Source organism: Streptomyces chumphonensis, from assembly GCF_014779715.1.
Lineage (GTDB): Bacteria > Actinomycetota > Actinomycetes > Streptomycetales > Streptomycetaceae > Streptomyces > Streptomyces chumphonensis.
This window is the reverse complement of sequence record NZ_JACXYU010000008.1, coordinates 220,642-241,837: the sequence shown is the minus strand read 5'-3', so window position 1 is coordinate 241,837 and position 21,196 is coordinate 220,642. Positions and strand designations below refer to the sequence as shown.

17 protein-coding genes are annotated in these 21,196 nt (G+C 69.8%); 6 read left to right on the top strand and 11 right to left on the bottom strand.

Annotated features, from left to right (window positions below; genetic code table 11):
• Positions 1 to 302: 302 nt before the first annotated feature.
• Positions 303 to 2,573 (bottom strand): DUF6049 family protein, encoded by a 2,271-nt coding sequence (locus IF129_RS17000; RefSeq protein WP_191210525.1) that lies wholly within the window; start codon positions 2,571 to 2,573, stop codon positions 303 to 305.
• A gap of 264 nt (positions 2,574 to 2,837) precedes the next feature.
• On the opposite strand from IF129_RS17000, the gene IF129_RS16995 reads away from it, so the two are divergent.
• Positions 2,838 to 4,322: a CCA tRNA nucleotidyltransferase gene (locus IF129_RS16995; protein WP_191210524.1), complete on the top strand. Its 1,485-nt coding sequence runs from the start codon at positions 2,838 to 2,840 to the stop codon at positions 4,320 to 4,322.
• A gap of 92 nt (positions 4,323 to 4,414) precedes the next feature.
• Here the strand turns inward: IF129_RS16995 and IF129_RS16990 are convergent, their stop codons facing one another.
• The 3 genes from IF129_RS16990 to dnaB form a co-directional block, all read right to left on the bottom strand.
• A complete protein-coding gene (locus IF129_RS16990) occupies positions 4,415 to 5,710 on the bottom strand; it encodes an MFS transporter (protein WP_191210523.1) in 1,296 nt (431 codons plus the stop codon).
• 61 nt (positions 5,711 to 5,771) lie between these two features.
• Entirely contained in the window at positions 5,772 to 7,238 is a 1,467-nt protein-coding gene (locus IF129_RS16985; RefSeq protein ID WP_191210522.1) for a glycosyltransferase family 87 protein, read from the bottom strand.
• Between the two features lie 74 nt (positions 7,239 to 7,312).
• Positions 7,313 to 8,788 carry a replicative DNA helicase gene (gene dnaB, locus IF129_RS16980; RefSeq protein ID WP_191210521.1) on the bottom strand — a complete coding sequence of 492 codons (1,476 nt, stop codon included), beginning with the start codon at positions 8,786 to 8,788 and terminating at the stop codon, positions 7,313 to 7,315.
• A 456-nt stretch (positions 8,789 to 9,244) separates the two neighbouring features.
• On the opposite strand from dnaB, the gene IF129_RS16975 reads away from it, so the two are divergent.
• The gene (locus IF129_RS16975) at positions 9,245 to 10,627 is read left to right on the top strand and encodes an MATE family efflux transporter (RefSeq protein WP_191210520.1); all 1,383 of its coding nucleotides are present in this window, start codon (positions 9,245 to 9,247) and stop codon (positions 10,625 to 10,627) included.
• 93 nt (positions 10,628 to 10,720) lie between these two features.
• Here IF129_RS16975 and rplI read toward each other — a convergent pair whose 3' ends face one another.
• The 4 genes from rplI to rpsF all read right to left on the bottom strand — a co-directional run bounded on the left by rplI (position 10,721) and on the right by rpsF (position 12,412).
• Positions 10,721 to 11,167 carry a 50S ribosomal protein L9 gene (rplI, locus tag IF129_RS16970; protein ID WP_191210519.1) on the bottom strand — a complete coding sequence of 149 codons (447 nt, stop codon included), beginning with the start codon at positions 11,165 to 11,167 and terminating at the stop codon, positions 10,721 to 10,723.
• A gap of 17 nt (positions 11,168 to 11,184) precedes the next feature.
• Positions 11,185 to 11,421, bottom strand: coding sequence for a 30S ribosomal protein S18 (gene rpsR, locus IF129_RS16965; RefSeq protein WP_003978893.1), 237 nt, complete (start codon positions 11,419 to 11,421; stop codon positions 11,185 to 11,187).
• Positions 11,422 to 11,483: 62 nt separating this feature from the next.
• Positions 11,484 to 12,041: a single-stranded DNA-binding protein gene (locus IF129_RS16960; protein WP_191210518.1), complete on the bottom strand. Its 558-nt coding sequence runs from the start codon at positions 12,039 to 12,041 to the stop codon at positions 11,484 to 11,486.
• A gap of 80 nt (positions 12,042 to 12,121) precedes the next feature.
• Complete coding sequence (gene rpsF / locus IF129_RS16955; RefSeq protein ID WP_191210517.1) at positions 12,122 to 12,412, bottom strand: 30S ribosomal protein S6; 291 nt, start codon at positions 12,410 to 12,412, stop codon at positions 12,122 to 12,124.
• Positions 12,413 to 12,690: 278 nt separating this feature from the next.
• Between rpsF and IF129_RS16950 the strand changes: the two genes are divergently transcribed.
• The 3 genes from IF129_RS16950 to IF129_RS16940 all read left to right on the top strand — a co-directional run bounded on the left by IF129_RS16950 (position 12,691) and on the right by IF129_RS16940 (position 15,419).
• Positions 12,691 to 13,044 carry a hypothetical protein gene (locus IF129_RS16950; protein ID WP_191210516.1) on the top strand — a complete coding sequence of 118 codons (354 nt, stop codon included), beginning with the start codon at positions 12,691 to 12,693 and terminating at the stop codon, positions 13,042 to 13,044.
• Between the two features lie 129 nt (positions 13,045 to 13,173).
• On the top strand, positions 13,174 to 14,295 hold the full coding sequence (locus IF129_RS16945; RefSeq protein ID WP_191210515.1) for a lipid II:glycine glycyltransferase FemX: 1,122 nt from the start codon (positions 13,174 to 13,176) through the stop codon (positions 14,293 to 14,295).
• A gap of 92 nt (positions 14,296 to 14,387) precedes the next feature.
• Positions 14,388 to 15,419 carry an alanine racemase gene (locus tag IF129_RS16940; protein ID WP_191210514.1) on the top strand — a complete coding sequence of 344 codons (1,032 nt, stop codon included), beginning with the start codon at positions 14,388 to 14,390 and terminating at the stop codon, positions 15,417 to 15,419.
• Between the two features lie 99 nt (positions 15,420 to 15,518).
• On the opposite strand, the gene IF129_RS16935 is transcribed toward IF129_RS16940, so the two are convergent.
• Both IF129_RS16935 and IF129_RS16930 read right to left on the bottom strand, forming a co-directional pair.
• The gene (locus IF129_RS16935) at positions 15,519 to 16,601 is read right to left on the bottom strand and encodes an inositol-3-phosphate synthase (protein ID WP_191210513.1); all 1,083 of its coding nucleotides are present in this window, start codon (positions 16,599 to 16,601) and stop codon (positions 15,519 to 15,521) included.
• A gap of 49 nt (positions 16,602 to 16,650) precedes the next feature.
• A complete protein-coding gene (locus IF129_RS16930) occupies positions 16,651 to 17,304 on the bottom strand; it encodes a PadR family transcriptional regulator (protein WP_191210512.1) in 654 nt (217 codons plus the stop codon).
• Between the two features lie 466 nt (positions 17,305 to 17,770).
• Here IF129_RS16930 and IF129_RS16925 point away from each other — a divergent pair, with 466 nt between their 5' ends.
• Positions 17,771 to 20,446 carry a transglycosylase domain-containing protein gene (locus IF129_RS16925; RefSeq protein WP_191210511.1) on the top strand — a complete coding sequence of 892 codons (2,676 nt, stop codon included), beginning with the start codon at positions 17,771 to 17,773 and terminating at the stop codon, positions 20,444 to 20,446.
• Between the two features lie 66 nt (positions 20,447 to 20,512).
• Here the strand turns inward: IF129_RS16925 and IF129_RS16920 are convergent, their stop codons facing one another.
• On the bottom strand, positions 20,513 to 20,965 hold the full coding sequence (locus tag IF129_RS16920; RefSeq protein ID WP_191210510.1) for a GNAT family N-acetyltransferase: 453 nt from the start codon (positions 20,963 to 20,965) through the stop codon (positions 20,513 to 20,515).
• Positions 20,966 to 21,196: the final 231 nt, after the last annotated feature.

The following is a 21,196-nucleotide window of genomic DNA, read 5'->3' as shown; positions in this document are numbered from 1 at the left end:
CCCAGCGGCGGGGGTCCGGCGCGTGAGGTGGAGCCTGCGGCGGCTGGTAGAGCGTCTCCGGCGCGGGCGGCGGGGGCGGCGGGGGGTGCTCGGCACGGTCGTACAGTGCCTCGTCCACCGGGTCCTGCGAGGCGAGGTCGCGGTTGCGGTAGGGGTCGGCGGCATAGGCGTCCCGCACGTACGCGTCGTGTCCCTCCTCGCCCGGTGCGGCCGGTCCCCGCTCGCCGCCCTCGCGGTCGTACGGCACATTCACTGCGTACCCCACCTCATCAGTCGCGCCGGCGTTCGGCCCGGTACCTCGCTCAACGCTCCACTTTCTCACCTGGTCCGGGGGACTCCGTGCTTTCCGGCCCGGTGTCCTCGGTTGCGGCCGCGCCGGGGTCGTCCTCCGCCCCGTCCTCGCCGGGGGCCAGCGGGGCGTCGGGGTCGGGTCGGGGGCCGCGTCGCTTGCGCTGCGTGTACATCCGCACACCGGCGAGCACGACGAGCAGGACACCGCCCGCGATGACGAGCAGAACGGTGGAGGTGATCTCCGTGACGTCGACCTGGAACGTCATCGGCTCGCCGTACGGCTTGTCGTCCTCGGTGTAGAGCTGGGCGGTCAGGAAGGTGCGGCCGTTCGCCTTCGCCGAGGTGTCGAAGGTGATGGACTGGCTGTGGCCGCCCTCGACGACGACGGGCTTGACCTCGTCGTCGATCTCCAGACCGATCCGGCGCCCGGAGGTGAGCCTCAGCTTCAGGCCGTCGACCTCCTGCACCAGGTTGTTCTGCACGGTCACGGGGATGGTGGCGCTCCGGCCGGACAGCGTCATGGGCGACTTCGGCACGAGCTGGACCTGCTCGGTGAGGCCCATGAGGTAGTCGTGGACGGACTCCCGGTAGGCCCGGGCCTCGCCGCCACGGCCGCGCCAGGCCGTGGACATCTCGCGCCGGATGGCACCGCCGAACGGCGTCACCACGCGGTCCTCCTGGCTGAGGATGACCGCGAAGTCCTTGAGGGTGGTCTGCGTCGCCCGCATGGACTCGAACGCCTCGGTGGGCAGCTCCTCCTTCCGGAGGCGCTCGGGGTAGGCCTTGCCCCCCGGCACCTTCCGGTTCGCCCGCGCGTCCGGCTCCGCCTTCGCCGTCTCGGCGAGGTCGACGAAGCGGGCCCAGCCGCCGTGCTCCGCCAGCGCCTCCACGGTCGTCGCCATGACCCCCGCCTGGCTCGCGGTGGGCATGCGGTCCGGAGCCACGAGGATGCTGCGGCGCTTCGTCGGGTTCTCCTCGGTGATGGACAGCGTGTGGGAGACGAACCGCTGGACGGCGTCCGTGGTGTTGTCCGCCCGGGTCATGTCACCGCGGAACACGGTGGACAGCGTGGCGTCGGCCGACACCGCGGTGATGCCCCCGCCGATCGGCCGAGCGGCGTTCGGCGTGTAGGGAAGGCTGCGGTCCTCCCGCAGGCTGTCGCTGCGCGTGATGACGTTCCGGGCCCCCGCTGAGGTGGCGACGGCGACCACGGACCCGTCGACGGCGCCCTCCACCGGCCAGGCGAAGTCGGTGTCGGGCGTGGTGTTGAGAATGGTCTCGGTCGTGACCTCGGCTGCCTCGGTGGCCGTCTGCAGATGCCCCAGGGAGCCGGACACGTCACGGCCCCGGTGGGCCAGGGAGGCCACGTCGGGGTCGCCGAAGGGAAGGGCGACGACCTCGCGGTCCGCGGTGGCCTCCTGGAGGTCGTTCAGCCACCGGTTCGCGGCGTCCTGGCCGCGTCCCGCGACCGGCCCGTCGGGCGTCTCGACCTGGTAGGTCTGTCGCATCGCGTCCACCGAGGCGAGGAGGTCGGGGTCGACGACCCACGTCACCGGCAGGTCGGCCCCCTGCCGCACGAGCTCGTAGAGGCGCCCGCCCGGGGAGATCTCGTCGAGGAGGTCCTCATCGCGGAAGACGGGCGTCTGCTGTTCGTCCGACGCGGTACGGGCGGTGAGATGCGGGGTGGAGACCAGCGGCCACAGGAACGTGACGTCGGTACGGGTGGAGGCCGGGTCGGCCTGCCAGGGAAGGAAGGTCCGCTCGATGCCGAGCACCTGCTCGTACCCCACGGAACGGGTGTGACCGGACAGCGCCACACCGAGCTGGTACGTCCCGCTCTCGTCGAACCCGAGCTCCTCGACGGGCACGTCGAGTGTGAAGGCCCGCGTGCCACCGGAGGGCAGGTCCTCCATCGGCAGCGTCGCGGCGTCGTCCGTGACCTCCCGGCCGTCCTGGTCGTACGCGAAGCCCTTCCGGTCGGCGGCCCGTTCGATCGAGCTCCGCGTGGTGAGGACCGGGCCGGTGCGAAGGTTGACCTCAAGGTCGGTGAGGGGATCGCGTGACCGGTTGGTCACGCTGCCGCTGATGGTGAGGGTGTCCTCCTCGTCGGGGATCACGGGGCCCACCTTGGTGATCGACACCTCGGCGGCCTCCGCGCCCGTGTCCGCCTCGGCCAGCGTGGTGCTCCCGGCGCCGGGAGCGGAGGGCGCGGGAGCCGCCGAAGCCGGTGCCGCGTGCAGGGCGCTCGCGAGCAGGGGTGAGAGCATGACGGCCGTCGCCATGCGGTGCAGTCGACGTCTGGGGGCAGGGGCGGAACGCCTCCCCGGGGTCTTCGGCGCTTCGGCCACGCGATCGTCCGTCCCGTCTTCTGCTCTACCGCTGGTGGTCTGCCGCTCTCCCGATGCTAACGAGCCCCGCGGGCCGGGGGTGCCGCGGTCCACGGCACGCCCCGGCGGCCGCGCCCCCGCACCGGTACCGGCGCTTCGGGAGCACCCGAGCGGAATGGGTGCGCGGCGGTCGGGAGGCGGCACGTACCCTGTGCTGTTGTGCCGAACGCCAAGACTGACAGCAACGTCCAGCAGCCGAATCAGGAGCTCAGTATCGCGCAGCGCCGTGCGGTGACCGAGTTGCTGAGGGTGTCCCCCGTGGCCGACGACCTGGCCCGTCGCTTCCAGGAGGCCGGCTTCTCCCTCGCCCTGGTCGGCGGATCGGTGCGGGACGCTCTGTTGGGGCGGCTCGGCAACGATCTGGACTTCACCACGGACGCGCGCCCGCAGGACGTCCTGAAGATCGTGCGGCCGTGGGCGGACGCGGTGTGGGAGGTCGGCATCGCCTTCGGCACGGTCGGCTGCATCAAGGCCGTCGAGGGGGACGAAGGCGCCCAGGAGTACCAGATCGAGGTCACGACCTATCGGTCCGAGATCTACGACCGGTCCTCCCGCAAGCCGGACGTGTCCTACGGCGACTCCATCGAGGACGACCTCGTACGGCGTGACTTCACGGTCAACGCGATGGCGGTGGCGCTACCGGAGAAGGAGTTCATCGATCCGCACCGGGGCCTGGAGGACCTGGCACGCAGGGTGCTGCGCACGCCGGGCACCCCGGAGGCCTCCTTCTCGGACGACCCGCTGCGGATGATGCGGGCTGCCCGGTTCGCCGCCCAGCTCGACTTCACCGTGGACGAGCCCGTGCTGGTGGCGCTGCGGGACATGGCCGAGCGCATCGACATCGTCTCGGCGGAGCGGGTCCGGGACGAGCTGAACAAGCTGGTCCTCTCCGGCCACCCCCGGAAGGGGCTGGAGATCATGGTGGACACCGGCCTGGCCGCGCGTGTGGTGCCCGAGCTGCCCGCCCTGCGGTTGGAGCGGGACGAGCACCACCGGCACAAGGACGTCTACGAGCACTCGCTGACCGTGCTGGAGCAGGCGATGGACCTGGAGGACGGCGGACCGGACCTCACGCTCCGCCTGGCCGCGCTCCTGCACGACATCGGGAAGCCGAGGACGCGACGCTTCGAGAAGGACGGCCGGGTGTCGTTCCACCACCACGAGGTGGTCGGGGCGAAGATGACGCGGAAGCGGATGACGGCACTGAAGTACTCGGGTGAGCTCGTCAAGGACGTCTCCCGACTCGTCGAACTCCACCTGCGCTTTCACGGTTACGGCTCGGGTGAGTGGACGGATTCCGCAGTGCGGCGCTACGTGCGCGACGCGGGCCCGCTCCTGGACCGGCTGCACAAGCTCACCCGCTCTGATTGCACCACCCGGAACCGGCGCAAGGCCGCTGCGCTCTCGCGTGCCTACGACGGTCTGGAGGAGCGCATCGCCCAGCTCCAGGAGCAGGAGGAGCTGGATGCGATCCGCCCGGACCTCGACGGCAACGAGATCATGGCGGCCCTGGACGTGAAGCCGGGCCCTCAGGTCGGCGCGGCCTACCGGTTCCTGCTGGAGCAGAGGTTGGAGCACGGTCCGATGAGCCGGGAGGCGGCGGTCTCCGTGCTCAAGCAGTGGTGGGCGGAGCAGCAGAGCTGACCCGCGCGAAAGGGTGGCCACCGTTGGGGGGTGGGGTGTGTTTCACGTGAAACACACCCCACCCCCCAACGAAGCGAGCCTCACGTCCACGGTCAGGGCTGCTTCGCCTCGACCCTCCTGAGCCGGAAGACTCCGGCGGCCGTGAGCCCGTAGAGCACCGCGATGCCGACGACGAGAGCGGCCGACCTGCCATCGGGAGGCAGCATCAGCGCGGCCACCGCTGCGGCCCCGACGAACGCCACGTTGTACTGCATGTCGTACAGAGCGAAGACCCGTCCCCGGAAGCCGTCGTCCACGGCCGACTGCACGACGGTGTCCGTGATGATCTTCGCTCCCTGGGATGCCGCGCCCAGGAGGAAGGCGGCGGCCAGCATGGGGACGGGCTGGAACGGGAGCCCCAGGGCGGGCAGGAGGACTGCTGCGCCTGTGGCGCACCACGCCATCCAGCCGAGCCGACCGAGCCGTCGGGCGCCCCAGGGAGTGACGACGGCGGCGACGAAGAAGCCGAGGCCGGACACGGCGAGTGCGACACCGAGGAGCGCCATCCCCTCCGAGACGCTGTCACTCCAGGCGTAGCGGCACAGCATCAGCACCATGACGGTCAGCCCCCCGTAGCAGAAGCGCATGACACCGACGGCGAGCAGTGTGTGAGCGGCGGTGCGCCGGTGGGCCAGGTGACGAACTCCGTCCACGAGCCCCCGGGCCGTGCTGACGACGGCCGCGAGCACGCGGGGCTGTGCCTGTGCGGGATCGGGGCCCAGGAGATCGGGCCCCATCCGTAGCGCCGAGAGTCCGGCCAGCGCGTAGATCGCGGCTGCGCCCAGCACCACCCAGGCGTCCGCGGCGGCACCCTCGCTGAGGAGGGCCCGAAGGCCGAGGGCCAGCCCGGCGCCCAGGGTCGCAGCGAGGGTCCCCGCCGTGGGCGAGACCGAGTTGGCCATCACCAGACGGTCGCCGTCCACCACGCGGGGGAGCGCGGCGGAGAGACCGGCCAGGATGAACCGGTTGACGGCGGTGACCGAGAGCGCGGAGAGGTAGAACAACCATGTGGGGACGGAGGCCAGCACCAGGGCGCAGGTGCCCAGAGCCAGGACGGAACGCAGCAGGTTGCCGAACAGCAGCACCTGTCGACGGCGCCAGCGGTCCAGCAGCACGCCGACGAACGGGCCGAGGAGGGAGTAGGGGAGCAGGAGCACGGCGAGGGCTCCCGCGATGGCTCCCGCCGAGGCTTCCCGCTCGGGGGAGAAGACGACGTAGGCCGCCAGGGCCACCTGGTAGACACCGTCGGCCAGTTGGGACAGGAGGCGGACCGTGAGGAGTCGGCGGAAGTTCCGGAACCGCGCGAGGGTCCGTGCGTCGTGGATCAGGTTCCCCCGCACGGCGGGCATACGTCGCCTCGGCTTCCGGTCGTTCTCATGTTTCACGTGAAACAGTGCCTGAGGGCTCCGTTCAGCCGCTCGGGTTCCCCCAGCGTACGGTGCGGTCCTCAGCGTCCAACGACGGCTCGGAGTCACCGGAGAGGGTCTCGTGCGCCGTGAAGGCGTCGGGGGCGCCGTCGAGCACTCCGCCGGCCGGATCGTCCGAACCGTCCCGGCGCACCGGGTCGTGCTCGGGGAGCATCACATCGCGGACGACCATGCCGCACAGGTAGAGCACGCCGATGAGGTGCACGGCGATCGCGACGTGGTATCCGTCCTGCGGCAGCCCCTGGTTGTTCCCGCCCGTGGTGTAGGCGAGGTACATCCAGATGCCGAGGAAGTAGAGGACCTCGCAGGCCTGCCAGATCAGGACGTCGCGCCAGCGTGGGCGCGCGAGGGCGGCGAGCGGGATGAGCCACAGCACGTACTGCGGCGAGTAGACCTTGTTGGTGAGGATGAAGAGGGCCACCACCAGGAAGGCCAACTGCGCGAAGCGCGGACGCCGGGGGGCGTAGAGCGCGAGCAGGGCGATGGCCGCACAGCCCAGCAGCATCAGCAGGATGCCGTAGGCGTTGGCCTTCTCCAGGGGCTGACCGGTCTGCTGGGAGATGATCAACCAGATCGAGCCGTAGTCCACGGGCCGGTCCTGGGAGAAGGAGTAGAACGTCGCCCAGCCCTCCGCCGCGAACAGCATCACCGGCAGATTGACCACGAGCCATGACACCGCCGTGCCCACCAGAGCCGAACCGAACGCGCGCCAGCGGGCCGCGCGCCAGCACAACACGAGCAGTGGACCCAGCAGGAGCACGGGGTAGAGCTTGGCGGCCGTGGCGAGGCCGAGCAGCAGGCCGAAGGCCAGCGGACGGCTCCGGGACCACATCAGCATCGCGGCCGCCGTCAGGGCGACGGCCAGCAGGTCCCAGTTGATCGTGGCCGTCAGCGCGAGAGCCGGGGCGAGCGCCACCAGGAGCCCGTCCCAGGGGCGCTTGCGGTGGGTGCGGGCCACGCACACCACGAGCACCGCGGTGCAGGCCATCAGCATGCCGGCGTTCACCAGCCAGTACGCCTGCTGCTCCTGCATCGTCTCGGCGAAGTCGGGCGTCAGCCAGGCGGCGACCTGCATGAACAGGCCCGTCAGCACGGGGTACTCCAGGAACTCCATGCCCCCGGAGTACTGCGTGATGCGGTCGACGTACGGGGTCAGACCCGCTTCGAATCCCCGGCCGGTGTAGAGATGCGGAATGTCGGAGTAGCAGGCGTGCACGTACTGGGCGCCCTGGCCGAAGAACCAGCCGCCCTCGTAGCAGGGCAGTTTCTGCACCATGCCCAGGGCGAAGACACCCAGAGCGCACAGCGCCACGACCCGTACGGGTGTCCACCAGTGCGCGCCGAGCAGCGCACGCCGACCCACGGGGCCGCCGATCAGCTCACTGCCTGCGGCGGCGACCTCGTCCTCGACCGTGGGCCGCACGACCCCCTCGTCACGCACGCTCGTCATGCCCCACATCCTGCCTCACACCGCCTCCGCCCCACCCCCCAGGCGCCGATGGCTTTCGGCCTCGCGTCAGCGGGTCAGGTCTGGGCCATGTCGACGAAGCGGGAGTAGTGGCCCTGGAACGCCACCGTGATGGTGGCGGTGGGGCCGTTGCGGTGCTTGGCCACGATCAGGTCGGCCTCGCCGGCTCTGGGGGACTCCTTCTCGTAGGCGTCCTCACGGTGGAGGAGGATCACCATGTCGGCGTCCTGCTCGATGGAGCCGGACTCACGCAGGTCCGAGACCATCGGCTTCTTGTCGGTGCGCTGCTCCGGGCCACGGTTGAGCTGGGACAGCGCGATGACGGGTACTTCGAGTTCCTTGGCGAGCAGCTTCAGGTTCCGCGACATCTCGGAGACCTCCTGCTGACGGGACTCGGGACGCCGGGATCCGCCGGACTGCATGAGCTGGAGGTAGTCGATGACGATCAGCTGGAGGTCGTTGCGCTGCTTGAGCCGCCGACACTTGGCACGGATCTCCATCATCGTCAGGTTCGGTGAGTCGTCGATGTAGAGGGGGGCGTCGGTGACCTGCGGCATCTGCCGGGCGATCTTGTTCCAGTCGTCGTCGGTCATGCTGCCGGACCGCATGTGGTGCAGGGCGACGCGAGCCTCGGCGGACAGCAGGCGCATCGCGATCTCGTTGCGTCCCATTTCGAGCGAGAAGATGACGCTGGGGAGGTTGTTGCGGATGGAGCATGCTCGGGCGAAGTCGAGGGCGAGCGTGGACTTGCCCATGGCGGGGCGTGCGGCGATGACGACCATCTGGCCCGGGTGAAGGCCGTTCGTCAGTGAGTCGAGGTCGGTGAAGCCGGTGGGCACGCCGGTCATCTGGCCGCTGCGGGAGCCGATGGCCTCGATCTCGTCGAGGGCGCCTTCCATGATCTCGTTGAGCGGCAGGTAGTCCTCGGACGTACGCTGCTCGGTGACGGCGTAGATCTCGGCCTGCGCGGAGTTCACGATCTCGTCGACATCCCCGTCGGCCGCGTATCCCATCTGGGTGATGCGGGTGCCGGCCTCGACGAGGCGGCGCAGAACGGCCCGCTCGTGGACGATCTCCGCGTAGTACTCGGCGTTGGCGGCCGTGGGGACCGTTTGGACCAGTGAGTGAAGGTAGCCGTTGCCACCCACCTTCGTGAGCTCCCCGCGCCGGGTCAGCTCGGCCGCGACGGTGATCGGGTCGGCCGGCTCTCCCTTGGCGTAGAGGTCGAGGACGGCCTGGTAGATCGTCTCGTGCGCCGGACGGTAGAAGTCCTGCCCCTGTAGGACCTCCACGACGTCCGCGATCGCTTCCTTCGACAGGAGCATGCCGCCCAGGACCGACTGCTCGGCGGCGAGGTCCTGCGGCGGGACACGTTCGAAGGTGCTGCCGGAGAAGCTGTCGTGACTGCGGTCGTGCTGTTCGCCCTCGGGCTCGCCCCCGCGCCGGGGGCGGGAGACGGGGAGGCGGTCGCCGGGCCGCTCGGCGGTCGGCGTCGCCGCCCAGGGGTCCTCCAGATGCTCGGGCTGAGTCACCCTGCCCACCTCCTCCCGTGCGAGCCGCAGCGCGCAGTTCCTCTGCTTTCTACGGCACCGCTCTGACAACTGAAGGCGCCGCACTCCGGTGACGTCGCGTGGGTCCTGCGGCGAAGACGAGGGGAACACGGGGCGGGCGCCGGACAACGGTACGGCCGCGCGGGAGCTGGGCCAATTCGGTTATCCACAGGGCCCTGTGGGTGACGTGCCCCATCCTGTGGAGAACTGCCGTGAACCTGTGCACGGGCCGGGGGACAGCCCTGTGGAGAAGCTCACCCGGAACCCACGGCACCCCGCTCGACCTGCATGTTCTCCGTCCACCGCCTGTGCAGGGGAAAAAGTCGACGGCGAGCTGCGCCAACCGGGGCCGAGAGCGGTCGAGTCCACCCCGGCGTTGACCTTTGTAAGGGTCACTCGTGCATTGCGATTATTACCTGTGGATGTTTCAATCTCCTCATGCCCCCGCTCCGCCCCACGTCCGGTCCCCGGCAGAAGACGGACGCCGCCCACAGCGGCCGACGCTCGACCGGGCGCCGCCACGACCGCGAGATCCTCGCCCTCGCGCTGCCGGCCTTCGGCGCCCTGGTGGCCGAACCGCTCTTCCTCATGGCCGACAGCGCCATCGTCGGCCACCTCGGCACGCCGCAGCTGGCCGGTCTCGGGATCGCGGCGGCACTGCTCACCACCGGCGTCAACGTCTTCGTCTTCCTCGCCTACGCCACCACGGCCGCCGTGGCGCGCCGCGTCGGCGCGCAGGACCTGCCCGCCGCGATCCGGCAGGGCATGGACGGCATCTGGCTCGCGCTCGCCCTCGGCCTGGCGGTCCTCGCCGTGGTGTACCCCCTGGCTCCGACCCTCGTCGACGCCTTCGGCGCCTCGGCCACCGCGTCCCCGCACGCGGTGACGTACCTGAGGATCAGCCTCTTCGGCATCCCCGCCATGCTCGTCGTCCTGGCGGCCACGGGAGTGCTGCGCGGCCTGCAGAACACCCGCACGCCGCTGTACGTCGCCATCGCGGGCTTCACCGCCAACGCCGTACTCAACGTCGTCCTCGTCTACGGCGTGGGCCTCGGCATCGCGGGCTCCGCGTGGGGAACCGTGCTGGCCCAGTGCGGCATGGCCGCCGTCTACCTCGGGGTCGTCGTGCGCGGAGCGCGCCGCCACGGTGCGTCCCTGCGCCCCGACGCGGCGGGCATCCGGGCCTGTGCCCGGGCCGGTGCTCCCCTGCTCGTGCGCACCCTGTCGCTCCGCGCGGTGCTGCTCATCGCGACGGCCGTCGCGGCAGGGCTGGGGGACGCCTCGATCGCGGCACACCAGATCACCCTCACCCTCTGGTCGCTGCTCGCCTTCGCGCTGGACGCCATCGCCATCGCGGGCCAGGCCATCATCGGCCGGTACCTGGGGGCGGACGACGCCGCCGGCGCCCGGGCGGCCTGCCGCCGCATGGTGCAGTGGGGCATCGCCTCCGGGGTCGTGCTGGGGCTGCTGGTCCTACTGGCCCGGCCGCTCATCCTGCCCCTGTTCACCAGTGATCCGGGCGTGCACGCGGTGCTGATGCCGGCGCTGCTCGTCGTGGCCCTCACGCAGCCCGTGGCCGGTGTGGTGTTCGTCCTGGACGGGGTGCTGATGGGCGCGGGCGACGGACCGTACCTGGCCTGGGCCATGCTGGCCGTGCTGGTGGTCTTCGCGCCGGTGGCCCTGGCCGTACCGACTCTCGGGGGCGGCCTCGCCGCCCTGTGGTGGACGATCGCCGGCCTCATGATGACGACGCGCCTGGTGACGCTCTGGGTGCGGGCCCGCTCCGGCCGGTGGGTGGTCACCGGGGCCGTCCGCGTCTGAGGGGGCGCCCGGCGTTCCGACCCCGCACGGCGTAGCGGGCCGCACCCGGTCAGGGTGCGGCCCGCTACGTGGAGCCGGTCGGCAGCGCAGTGGTTACGCGGCCTGGACCTCGACGCCGACCTTGGCGACGACGTCGGTGTGCAGCCGGACCGAGACCTCGTGCGCGCCGAGGGTCTTGATCGGGGAGCCCAGCTCGATGCGGCGCTTGTCCACGTCCGGACCGCCGGCCGACTTCACCGCGGTGGCGATGTCGGAGGGGGTGACGGAGCCGAAGAGCCGGCCGCCGTCGCCGGCACGGACCTTCAGGCGCACGCGGGTGCCTTCGAGCTGTGCCTTGACGTCGTTGGCCTGCTCGATCGTGGCGATCTCGCGGATCTTGCGGGCGCGACGGATCTGCTCGACGTCCTTCTCGCCACCGCGGGTCCAGCGAATCGCGAAACCACGGGGGAGCAGGTAGTTGCGGGCGTACCCGTCACGGACGTCGACGACGTCCCCGGCGATGCCGAGGCCGGAGACCTCGTTGGTAAGGATGATCTTCATGATGCGGTCACCCTTCCTTATCGAGCGGTCGACGTGTAGGGCAGCAGCGCCATCTCACGGCTGTTCTTCACGGCCGTGGCGACGTCACGCTGGTGCTGGGTGCAGTTGCCGGTGACCCGGCGGGCACGGATCTTGCCACGGTCGGAAATGAACTTCCGCAGCAGGTTCGTGTCCTTGTAGTCGACGTAGGAGATCTTCTCCTTGCAGAAAACGCAAACCTTCTTCTTCGGCTTGCGAGCAGGCGGCTTCGCCATGGTCTCTCTCCAGTGAGTTCAAGAAGTTGCGGGTGAGCCCGCTTCCGGCCGGTCGGAACCGGTCAGAACGGGGGCTCGTCCGAGTAGCCGCCGCCGGAGCCGCCGCCCCAGCCGCTGTTGCCACCGCCGCCCTGCTGGCCGCCGGCCGGAGCACCGGTCGCCCACGGGTCGCCGGCGGGGGCACCGCCCCCGCCCTGCTGGCCGCCGGGACCGCTGTTCCAGCCTCCGCCGCCGCCCTGCTGGCCGCCGCCGCGCCCGCTGGTCTTGGTGACCTTCGCGGTCGCGTTGCGCAGGCTGGCGCCGACCTCGTCGACGTCCAGCTCGTAGACCGTGCGCTTGATCCCTTCACGGTCCTCGTACGACCGCTGCTTGAGGCGGCCCTGCACGATGACCCGGGTACCCCGGGTCAGGGACTCGGCGACGTTCTCCGCCGCCTGCCGCCAGACCGAGCAGGTCAGGAACAGGCTGTCGCCGTCCTTCCACTCGTTCGTCTGCCGGTCGAAGGTGCGGGGCGTGGACGCGACGCGGAACTTCGCGACCGCCGCACCGGAAGGGGTGAAGCGCAGCTCGGGGTCGTCGACAAGATTGCCGACGACCGTGATGACGGTCTCGCCTGCCATGGGGGTACCTCTCGGCGTGCTGCTGGCTGCTGGGGCTGCGTGGCGCTGCTACTCGGGGCCTTCGTCCGTGAGCCGGGGGCTCAGCGAACGGAGGGGCGGAGCACCTTGGTCCGGAGGACCGACTCGTTCAGGTTCATCTGGCGGTCGAGCTCCTTGACGACCGCAGGCTCGGCCTGCAGGTCGATGACCGAGTAGATGCCCTCGGGCTTCTTGTTGATCTCGTAGGAGAGACGACGACGGCCCCAGGTGTCGACCTTCTCGACCTTCCCCTTGCCCTCACGGACAACGGAAAGGAAGTTCTCGATCAGGGGGGCGACAGAGCGCTCCTCGAGATCGGGGTCGAGGATCACCATCACCTCGTAGTGACGCATGTGGAACCCACCTCCTCTGGACTCGGCGGCCACGGTCGTTCCGTGGCAGGAGGGTTGTGTATGCGTGTAGCCACGGTCCCTGCCGTTATATCCGCCGCCACTGACAGTCCCCGGACTCGGCCGGAGCAGCGCGGGCGGACAGGACAGACACCGGTGCAGACGGCACAGCCTACCCGCGATGGGCCTTCCGGTTGAAATCCGGCCCGAGCACCCCGCAATCTGGACACAACGGGTGTGAGCGGCGCCACAGCGCGCCGCCTTCCGCTGGGAGGTGCCCCATGGCACAGGCAACACGGCAGCACGACCACCGGCACGGCCCTCTGTCCGTACTCAACACCGACGGCCGGGCGCATCCGGTGGAGAACGCCTTCGCCGCGGCGACGATCGTGCTGGGGCTCGTCGCCTTCGTCACGTCCTTCTTCGCCGGGCTGCACATCCTGGCGTCCTGGGTGGGCCTCGTGGGGGTCCTGACCGGATTGCGCGGCCAGATGATCTCCGCGACGACCGCCGAGCGCTTCCTGCTGATCATCGGACTCGGCATGGCGGCCTTCGGCCTGTACCTGGGCATGGCGAACGGCGGCTTCTTCGACGGCTTCTTCGGCGACCGGCACGGCGGCTTCAGCGCCCTCTGACCGACACGGCGGCACGGGACCGGTGCGGTGACGTCCTTTCCGGGCGGGCCCGCGCCCCGTACGGGGCGTTCCCCGGAGCAGTAGGCTTCGCGCCAGACCCTGCGAAGTACGCCGGAGGAGCGCCCCCCCATGAGCCTGACCCTGAGGACCATCAGCCGCGAAGAGCATCTGGCGTACATCCGGAGCCTGCCGTCCGCCAGCCACTGCCAGGTCCCGGCGTGGGCGGACGTGAAGACCGAGTGGCGCGCGGAGAACCTCGGCTGGTTCGACGAGCGCACGGGTGCGCAGGTCGGCGCCGGGCTGGTGCTCTACCGGCAGTTGCCGAAGGTCAAGCGCTATCTCGCGTACCTGCCGGAAGGACCGGTGATCAACTGGTACTCGCCCCATCTGGAGGACTGGCTCAAGCCCATGCTGGCCCACCTCAAGGGCCAGGGGGCGTTCTCGGTGAAGATGGGCCCGCCGGTGGTGATCCGCCGCTGGGACGCGGTCGCCATCAAGAAGGGCATCCAGGACCCCGAGGTGAAACGCCTGCGTGACGTCGAGGCGACCTTCATCGAGCCGCGGGCCTTCGAGGTGGCCGACAAGCTGCGGCGGATGGGCTGGCAGCAGGGCGAGGACGGCGGCGCCGGCTTCGGCGACGTCCAGCCGCGCTACGTCTTCCAGGTCCCGCTGGAGGAGCGGAGCCTGGAGGATGTCCACAAGGGCTTCAACCAGCTGTGGCGGCGCAACATCAAGAAGGCCGAGAAGGCCGGTGTCGAGGTCGTCCAGGGCGGCTTCGACGACCTTCCCCAGTGGCAGCGGCTCTACGAGGTGACGGCCGAGCGCGACCGCTTCCGGCCCCGCCCTTTGAGCTACTTCCAGCAGATGTGGAAGGCGCTCAACAACGAGGACCCCAACCGGATGAGGCTGTACTTCGCCGTGCACGAGGGCGAGGCGGTCGCGGCCGCGACGATGCTCGTCGTCGGCGGGCACGTCTGGTACTCCTACGGAGCCTCCGCCAACCACAAGCGTGAGGTGCGCCCGTCCAACGCCATGCAGTGGCGCATGCTGCAGGACGCCTACGCGCTCGGTGCGAGCGTGTACGACCTGCGGGGCATCTCGGACTCCCTCGACGACAGCGACCACCTCTTCGGGCTGATCCAGTTCAAGGTCGGCACCGGCGGGGAGGCCGCCGAGTACCTCGGCGAATGGGACTTCCCGCTCAACAAGCTGTTGCACAAGGCGCTCGACATCTACATGTCGCGTCGCTGACCCCCTTCGCCCGCGCCGGGTCGCACCGGACCCCGGCCGGGCCGCATTTCCGTCCACCAAGCCCGCGTACACGAGAAAGGTCCCCCACCGGCATGGCGCTCTCCCTTTACGTCAACACGTCCAGCTGGCGAGCGCACCAGCAGACGGTGCTGGAGCAGTTCCCCGGCATCGTCCCCGTCTGCAAGGGCAACGGCTACGGCTTCGGGCACCAGCGGCTGGCCGAGGAGGTCACACGCTTCGGCTCGGACATCCTGGCCGTGGGCACGACCTACGAGGCGGCCCGCATGAAGGACTGGTTCAGCGGGGACCTGCTGGTGCTGACCCCGTTCCGCCGCAGCGAGGAGCCGGTGCCGCTGCCCGACCGGGTCATCCGGTCCGTCTCCTCGGTGGACGGGGTGGGCGCACTCGTGGGTGCTCGCGTCGTCATCGAGGTGATGAGCTCGATGCAGCGGCACGGCGTCCAGGAGGAGGACCTCGGCAAGCTCCGGGCCTCGATCGAGGACGTGCGGCTGGAGGGCTTCGCGATCCACCTGCCCCTGGACCGCACCGACGGTTCGGATGCCGTGGAGGAGGTCATCGGCTGGATGGACCGGCTGCGGGCCGCGCGGCTCCCGCTGGACACCATGTTCGTCAGCCATCTGCGTGCCGACGAGTTCCAGCGGCTCCAGCAGCAGTTCCCCCAGACCCGCTTCCGCGCACGCATCGGTACGCGCCTGTGGCTCGGGGACCACGCGACCACGCAGTACAAGGGCGCCGTCCTGGACGTCACCCAGGTCGCGCGCGGGGACCGGTTCGGCTACCGGCAGCAGAAGGCCCCGGGTGACGGCTGGCTGGTCGTCGTCGCGGGCGGCACCTCCCACGGGGTGGGCCTGGAGGCGCCGAAGGCGTTGCAGGGCATGACCTCGCGGGCCAAGGGCGTCGCGCGGGCGGGGCTGGCGACGGTGAACCGCAACCTGTCGCCCTTCGTCTGGGACGGCAAGCAGCGGTGGTTCGCCGAGCCGCCGCACATGCAGGTCTCGATCCTGTTCGTGCCGGCGGAGGCGCGCGAACCGCACGTGGGTGACGAGCTGGAGGCCCATCTGCGGCACACGACGACGACGTTCGACCGGCTCGTGGAGCGCTGAGCCGGAGGCACACGTGAAGGGGGTCGTGTTTCACGTGAAACACGACCCCCTTCACGGTGACCGGCCGACTCGCGTCGGATCAGTGCGACGGTCCGGCGCTCAGCGCTCGACCTCGCCCTTGATGAACTTCTCGACGTTCTCCCGGGCCACGTCGTCGAAGTACTGCACCGGCGGGGACTTCATGAAGTAGGAGGAGGCCGACAGGATCGGGCCACCGATGCCCCGGTCCTTGGCGATCTTCGCGGCGCGCAGCGCGTCGATGATGACTCCCGCGGAGTTTGGGGAGTCCCAGACCTCCAGCTTGTACTCCAGGTTCAGCGGCACGTCGCCGAAGGCACGGCCTTCGAGCCGGACGTAGGCCCACTTGCGGTCGTCGAGCCACGCCACGTAGTCCGAGGGACCGATGTGGACGTTGTGCTCACCGAGGTCGCGGTCGGGGATCTGCGAGGTCACGGCCTGCGTCTTGGAGATCTTCTTGGACTCCAGGCGCTCGCGCTCGAGCATGTTCTTGAAGTCCATGTTGCCGCCGACGTTGAGCTGCATCGTGCGGTCCAGGATGACGCCCCGGTCCTCGAAGAGCTTCGCCATCACACGGTGCGTGATGGTCGCGCCCACCTGGGACTTGATGTCGTCGCCGACGATCGGCACACCCGCCGCGGTGAACTTGTCGGCCCACTCCTTGGTGCCCGCGATGAACACCGGGAGGGCGTTGACGAAGGCGACCTTGGCGTCGATGGCCACCTGCGCGTAGAACTCGACGGCCGTCTGGGAGCCCACGGGCAGGTAGCAGACGAGGACGTCGACCTCGGCGTCCTTGAGCGCCTTCACCATGTCGACCGGCTCGTCGGCCGACTCCTCGATGGTCTCGCGGTAGTACTTGCCGAGACCGTCGTGGGTGTGGCCGCGCTGGACCGTCACGCCGGTGTTGGGTACGTCACAGATCTTGATGGTGTTGTTCTCGCTGGCGCCGATGGCGTCGGCCAGGTCGAGGCCGACCTTCTTGGCGTCGACGTCGAAGGCGGCCACGAACTCCACGTCCCGGACGTGGTAGTCGCCGAACTGGACGTGCATCAGACCCGGGACGCGGCTGTCCGGGTCGGCGTCCTTGTAGTACTCGACGCCCTGGACCAGCGAGGCGGCGCAGTTGCCCACGCCGACGATGGCTACGCGAACCGAACCCATTCCGGTTGCTCCCCTTTTGTACTCGAATGAATCCCGCACCATGCGGGACTCAGGTGGTGTCATCGGACGAATCCGGTCGGGTACCGCCCCGATGCCGGGGCAGATCGCCCGTGTCTCCTGACTGACGTTGCTCGCGCTGATCGCGCCCCGCACGTTCGCTCTCGATCAGCTCGTTGAGCCAGCGGACTTCGCGCTCCACGGACTCCATGCCGTGGCGTTGCAGCTCGAGGGTGTAGTCGTCCAGGCGCTCGCGGGTGCGCGCCAGCGAGGCGCGCATCTTGTCGAGACGCTCCTCCAGACGGCTGCGGCGGCCCTCCAGGACCCGCATGCGCACGTCCCGCGAGGTCTGCCCGAAGAAGGCGAACCGCACGCCGAAGTGCTCGTCCTCCCAGGCGTCCGGACCGGTCTGGGCCAGCAGCTCCTCGAAGTGCTCCTTGCCCTCGGCGGTGAGCCGGTAGACGATCTTCGCCCGCCGTCCGGTCAGCGCCGCAGCCCGCGGGTCCTCCGTGAGGCCGCCTTCCTCTTCGGTGATCCATCCCTGCTGGACGAGTGTCTTGAGGCAGGGATAGAGCGTGCCGTAGCTGAAGGCGCGGAAGACGCCCAGCGAGGTGTTGAGCCGCTTGCGCAGCTCGTACCCGTGCATGGGGGCCTCTCGCAACAGGCCCAGAACGGCGAACTCGAGGATGCCGGAACGCCTGCTCATAGGCGCCGTGCCTCCTTTCCGCCTCGCGGCCGGTTCGCCGATGTCCACACTGACCGTTCTCGTGTACCTCAGCGACGCGTCCCCGCTCCACGATGAACCGCTGGAGCCCTTGGGGGGCTCCCCGCGATGTGTCTCACCGATGTACTGGGACGATGTATCGCTTCGATACATCCCGACGATAGAACGCTCCGAGGTACGCGGCAAGGCCGGGGTGGGAGTGTTCGGGCTCACATCTGTGAATCTCCAGGTGCGAGTTGCCTGCTTTCGGATGAATGTCAGGCAAGAAGTGTTTTGATGATGCGTACGCTGACGCTGTGCAGAAGACCACCAGGAACCAGGAGCCGCCGGTCGGCGTCCTCATCCTGGACGCAGTGCGCCCAATGAGGCTGACGGGACGCACGTGGGGGGTCCGGAAGTACACTGCCGCCTTCAGGCGCGGGTGCCTGACCGAGGAGTAGCTGTTCCCATGAGCGAGCACCGCCGCAAGCCGCCGCAGTCCCGCGGCCGCCGCGCAGCGCAGCCGTCGTCATCCGGGCGTCGTGCTGCGGCTGCCCCCAGCGGGCCCACCACGAGCACGCACGGCGTGCCCGAGCAGCGGCCGCACGCCAGCCGCGCCGAAGCACGCCGCGCCGCACAGCGCAGCGGGAGCCGGCGGCGCGCGCAGACCGCGACCGCGGCCGGGGCGGGGGGCGCCGCCGTCATGTCCGGTCGAGGACGCGCGGCCCCGGTGGCCAAGAAGCGCTTCATCGACTACCCGCGCTCGGACAAGGACGGCGTCCGACGGTGGCTGCCGTCCTTCAAGCAGATCGCCGGCCTCTGCGTGACGGGCCTCGGACTCCTCGTCGGCCTCTTCGCCGTGGGCTACCTCATGGTGCAGGTGCCGAGCGAGGCGAACGCGGCCGCCCAGCAGCAGAACAACGTCTACTACTGGTCGGACAACACCGTCCTGGGTCGCGAGGGGGAGACGAACCGGCAGAACATCCAGTTCGCCGACATCCCCAAGTCGATGCAGGAGGCCGTCGTCGCGGCGGAGAACGAGACGTTCTGGACGGACAGCGGCGTGGATCCCAGGGGCATCGCCCGGGCCGTGGTGAACATGGCCAAGGGCGGTGACACCCAGGGCGGCTCGACGATCACGCAGCAGTTCGTGAAGAACAACTTCCTCACCCAGGACCAGACGCTGACGCGCAAGTTCAAGGAACTCTTCATCGCCATCAAGGCGGACACGAAGATGGAGAAGGAGGAGATCCTCCAGGGGTACCTGAACACCGCCTACTACGGTCGCAACGCCTACGGGCTCCAGGCGGCCGCGCAGGCGTACTACGGCAAGAACGCCGTGGACCTCGAACCGGACGAGAGCGCGTTCCTGGCCACCGTCCTCAAGGGGCCGGACCTCTACGACCCGGCCGGCGGCCTCAGCGACGCCGCGACACCGGAGGCCAACACCGAACGGGCCAAGGAGCGGTACGCCTGGATCCTCGAACGGCAGCTCGATCTGAAGATGCTGTCGAAGGAGGAGTACGCCGAGTACCGGGACTTCCCGGATCCGCAGGACCCGAAGCCCGTCACGGGGGACTCCGCCCAGGCCAGCTACATGATGGAGACCGCCAAGCGCTATGTGATGGCCAAGACCGGTCTCACCCGGGACGACTTCGAGCGTGGCGGCTTCCAGATCTACACGACCTTCGACAAGAAGAAGACCGGGCAGCTGGAGAAGGCGGTCAAGTCCGCCCGCGAGAAGCACCTCAAGCCCGAGGAGCGGGAGAAGGACCGGTTCGTCCAGTTCGGTGCGGCCTCCGTGAAGCCGAACGACGGAGCCATCGTGGCCATCTACGGCGGTGAGGGCGTCGAGAAGGGCCACTACAACAACAACGCTGACACCAGCGGCATCCAGGTCGGTTCGACGTGGAAGCCGTTCGTCCTGGCGGCGGCCATGGAGTACGGCACCCACCGCAGTGACGGGCAGGGCATCTCACCGAAGAGCGAGTACGACGGCGACAACGCGGTCGTCATCCGGAACCAGGACGGCACGCCGTACCTGACGGACGAGAACGAGCCCTTCCGGCAGGTGAACGAGGCCGACAAGGACTACGGGGTCGTCACCCTGCGGGAGGCCATGGAGCGCTCGGTCAACACCCCGTTCGTCCAGCTCGGCATGGACGTCGGCATGGAGAAGGTGCGGGACGTGGCCTCGGCGGCCGGCATCAGCGACCACAGCTTCGACGCCATCAACCCGTCCTTCGCCCTCGGTACCTCGACCCCCTCGGCGATCCGCATGGCCGACTCCTACGCGACCTTCGCGGCGTCCGGCGTGCAGACGGAGCCCTACTCCGTCACCAAGGTGGTCCACAAGGGGGTGGAGGAGGAGGGCTTCGAGAAGCCGAAGAAGGAGCAGGCCCTCGACGCCAACGTCGCCAACACGATCACCGACGTGCTGAAGGGCGTCATCGAGAAGCAGCACGGCACCGGGTACGCCAACGCCCGTGATCTCGGCCGTCCGGCGGCCGGGAAGACCGGTACCACCGACGACAACAAGTCGGCCTGGTGGGTCGGGTACACGCCGCAGCTGTCCACGGCGGTGACGATGTTCCGGGAGGACCCGAAGAACCCCCAGCTGCTCTCCATGAAGGGCACCGGCAACCTGCCCTCCATCCACGGTGGTGACATCCCCACCCGGGTGTGGGTCGACTTCATGAAGCCCGCGCTGGAGGGCGTCGACGTGGAGGACTTCCCGAAGCCGACGCCGATCGACAACGTCGTCAACGGCGGCAACGTGCCCGAGCCCGAGCCGGAGCCGACGGAGGAGCCTTCGGAGGAGCCCAGCGAGGAGCCGAGCGAGGAGCCTTCGGAGGAGCCCAGCGAGGAGCCGAGCGAGGAGCCTTCGGAGGAGCCCAGCGACGAACCGTCGTGCGGTCCGCTCGACTGGGGCTGCGACGACTCCTCCGGGCAGGACCCCGGCGGCCAGAACGGCGGCGGGGAGACCGACGGGCAGACGGACGGCCAGACGGACGGTCAGACGGACGGCCAGACGGACGGCCAGACCGACGGGCAGAGCGGCGGCGACTCCGACGGCGGGAGCCAGGGCAACGGCGGCGACAGCGGCGGCCTGTTCGGCGGCCCGGGCCGTCCGGAGGACGAGTAGCGGTCGGCGGGTGCGGTCGCCCGGCGCCCGGCGGCGTCGGTCGGACGCGTCCGCGCCCCGCCGCCGTCAGAGCGTGAGCTTGAAGCCCACGTGCGAGGCGGTGAAGCCCAGCCGCTCGTAGAAGCGGTGGGCGTCCGTGCGCGACGCGTCCGAGGTCAGCTGCACGAGCCGGCAGCCGAGCCGCCGTGCCTCGGCCACCGCCCAGCCGATCAGTTCGGAGCCCAGGCCGCTTCCGCGTTCGTCGCCGTGCACGCGGACGGCCTCGACGAGGGCCCGGGAGGCGCCCTGCCGCGAGAGCCCGGGGACGACGGTCAGCTGGAGCGTTCCGACGGTCCGCCCCGCGCGCTCGGCGACCACCAGGTGCTGCTGCGGGTCTGCGGCGACGGCGGCGAACGCGGCACGGTACGGCGCGAGGTCGCCCGGCGACTCGCGGGCGGCGCCCAGGGGGTCGTCGGCGAGCAGGGCCACGATGTCCGCGAGGTCGTCCGCCGTGGCGGGTCGCATGGTGAGGTCGCTCATGGCCGCAGCCTACGGGGAGCGACCCCCGCGCCTGCGGGGGCGACGGAACGTCACCTCCGCAAGGCGGTGGCGGATTCGCGGAATTGCTCCATCACCGACGGCTCTTGTGTATGCATGAGGTAACGGTATGGTCGACTCCGCATCACGCCGCAATGCTTGGTCGGACGTCTGCCCTGCCCACAATCCGCGGTGCCATAACCGCGTCAGATAGGGGAAAAGACGAGTCACTTC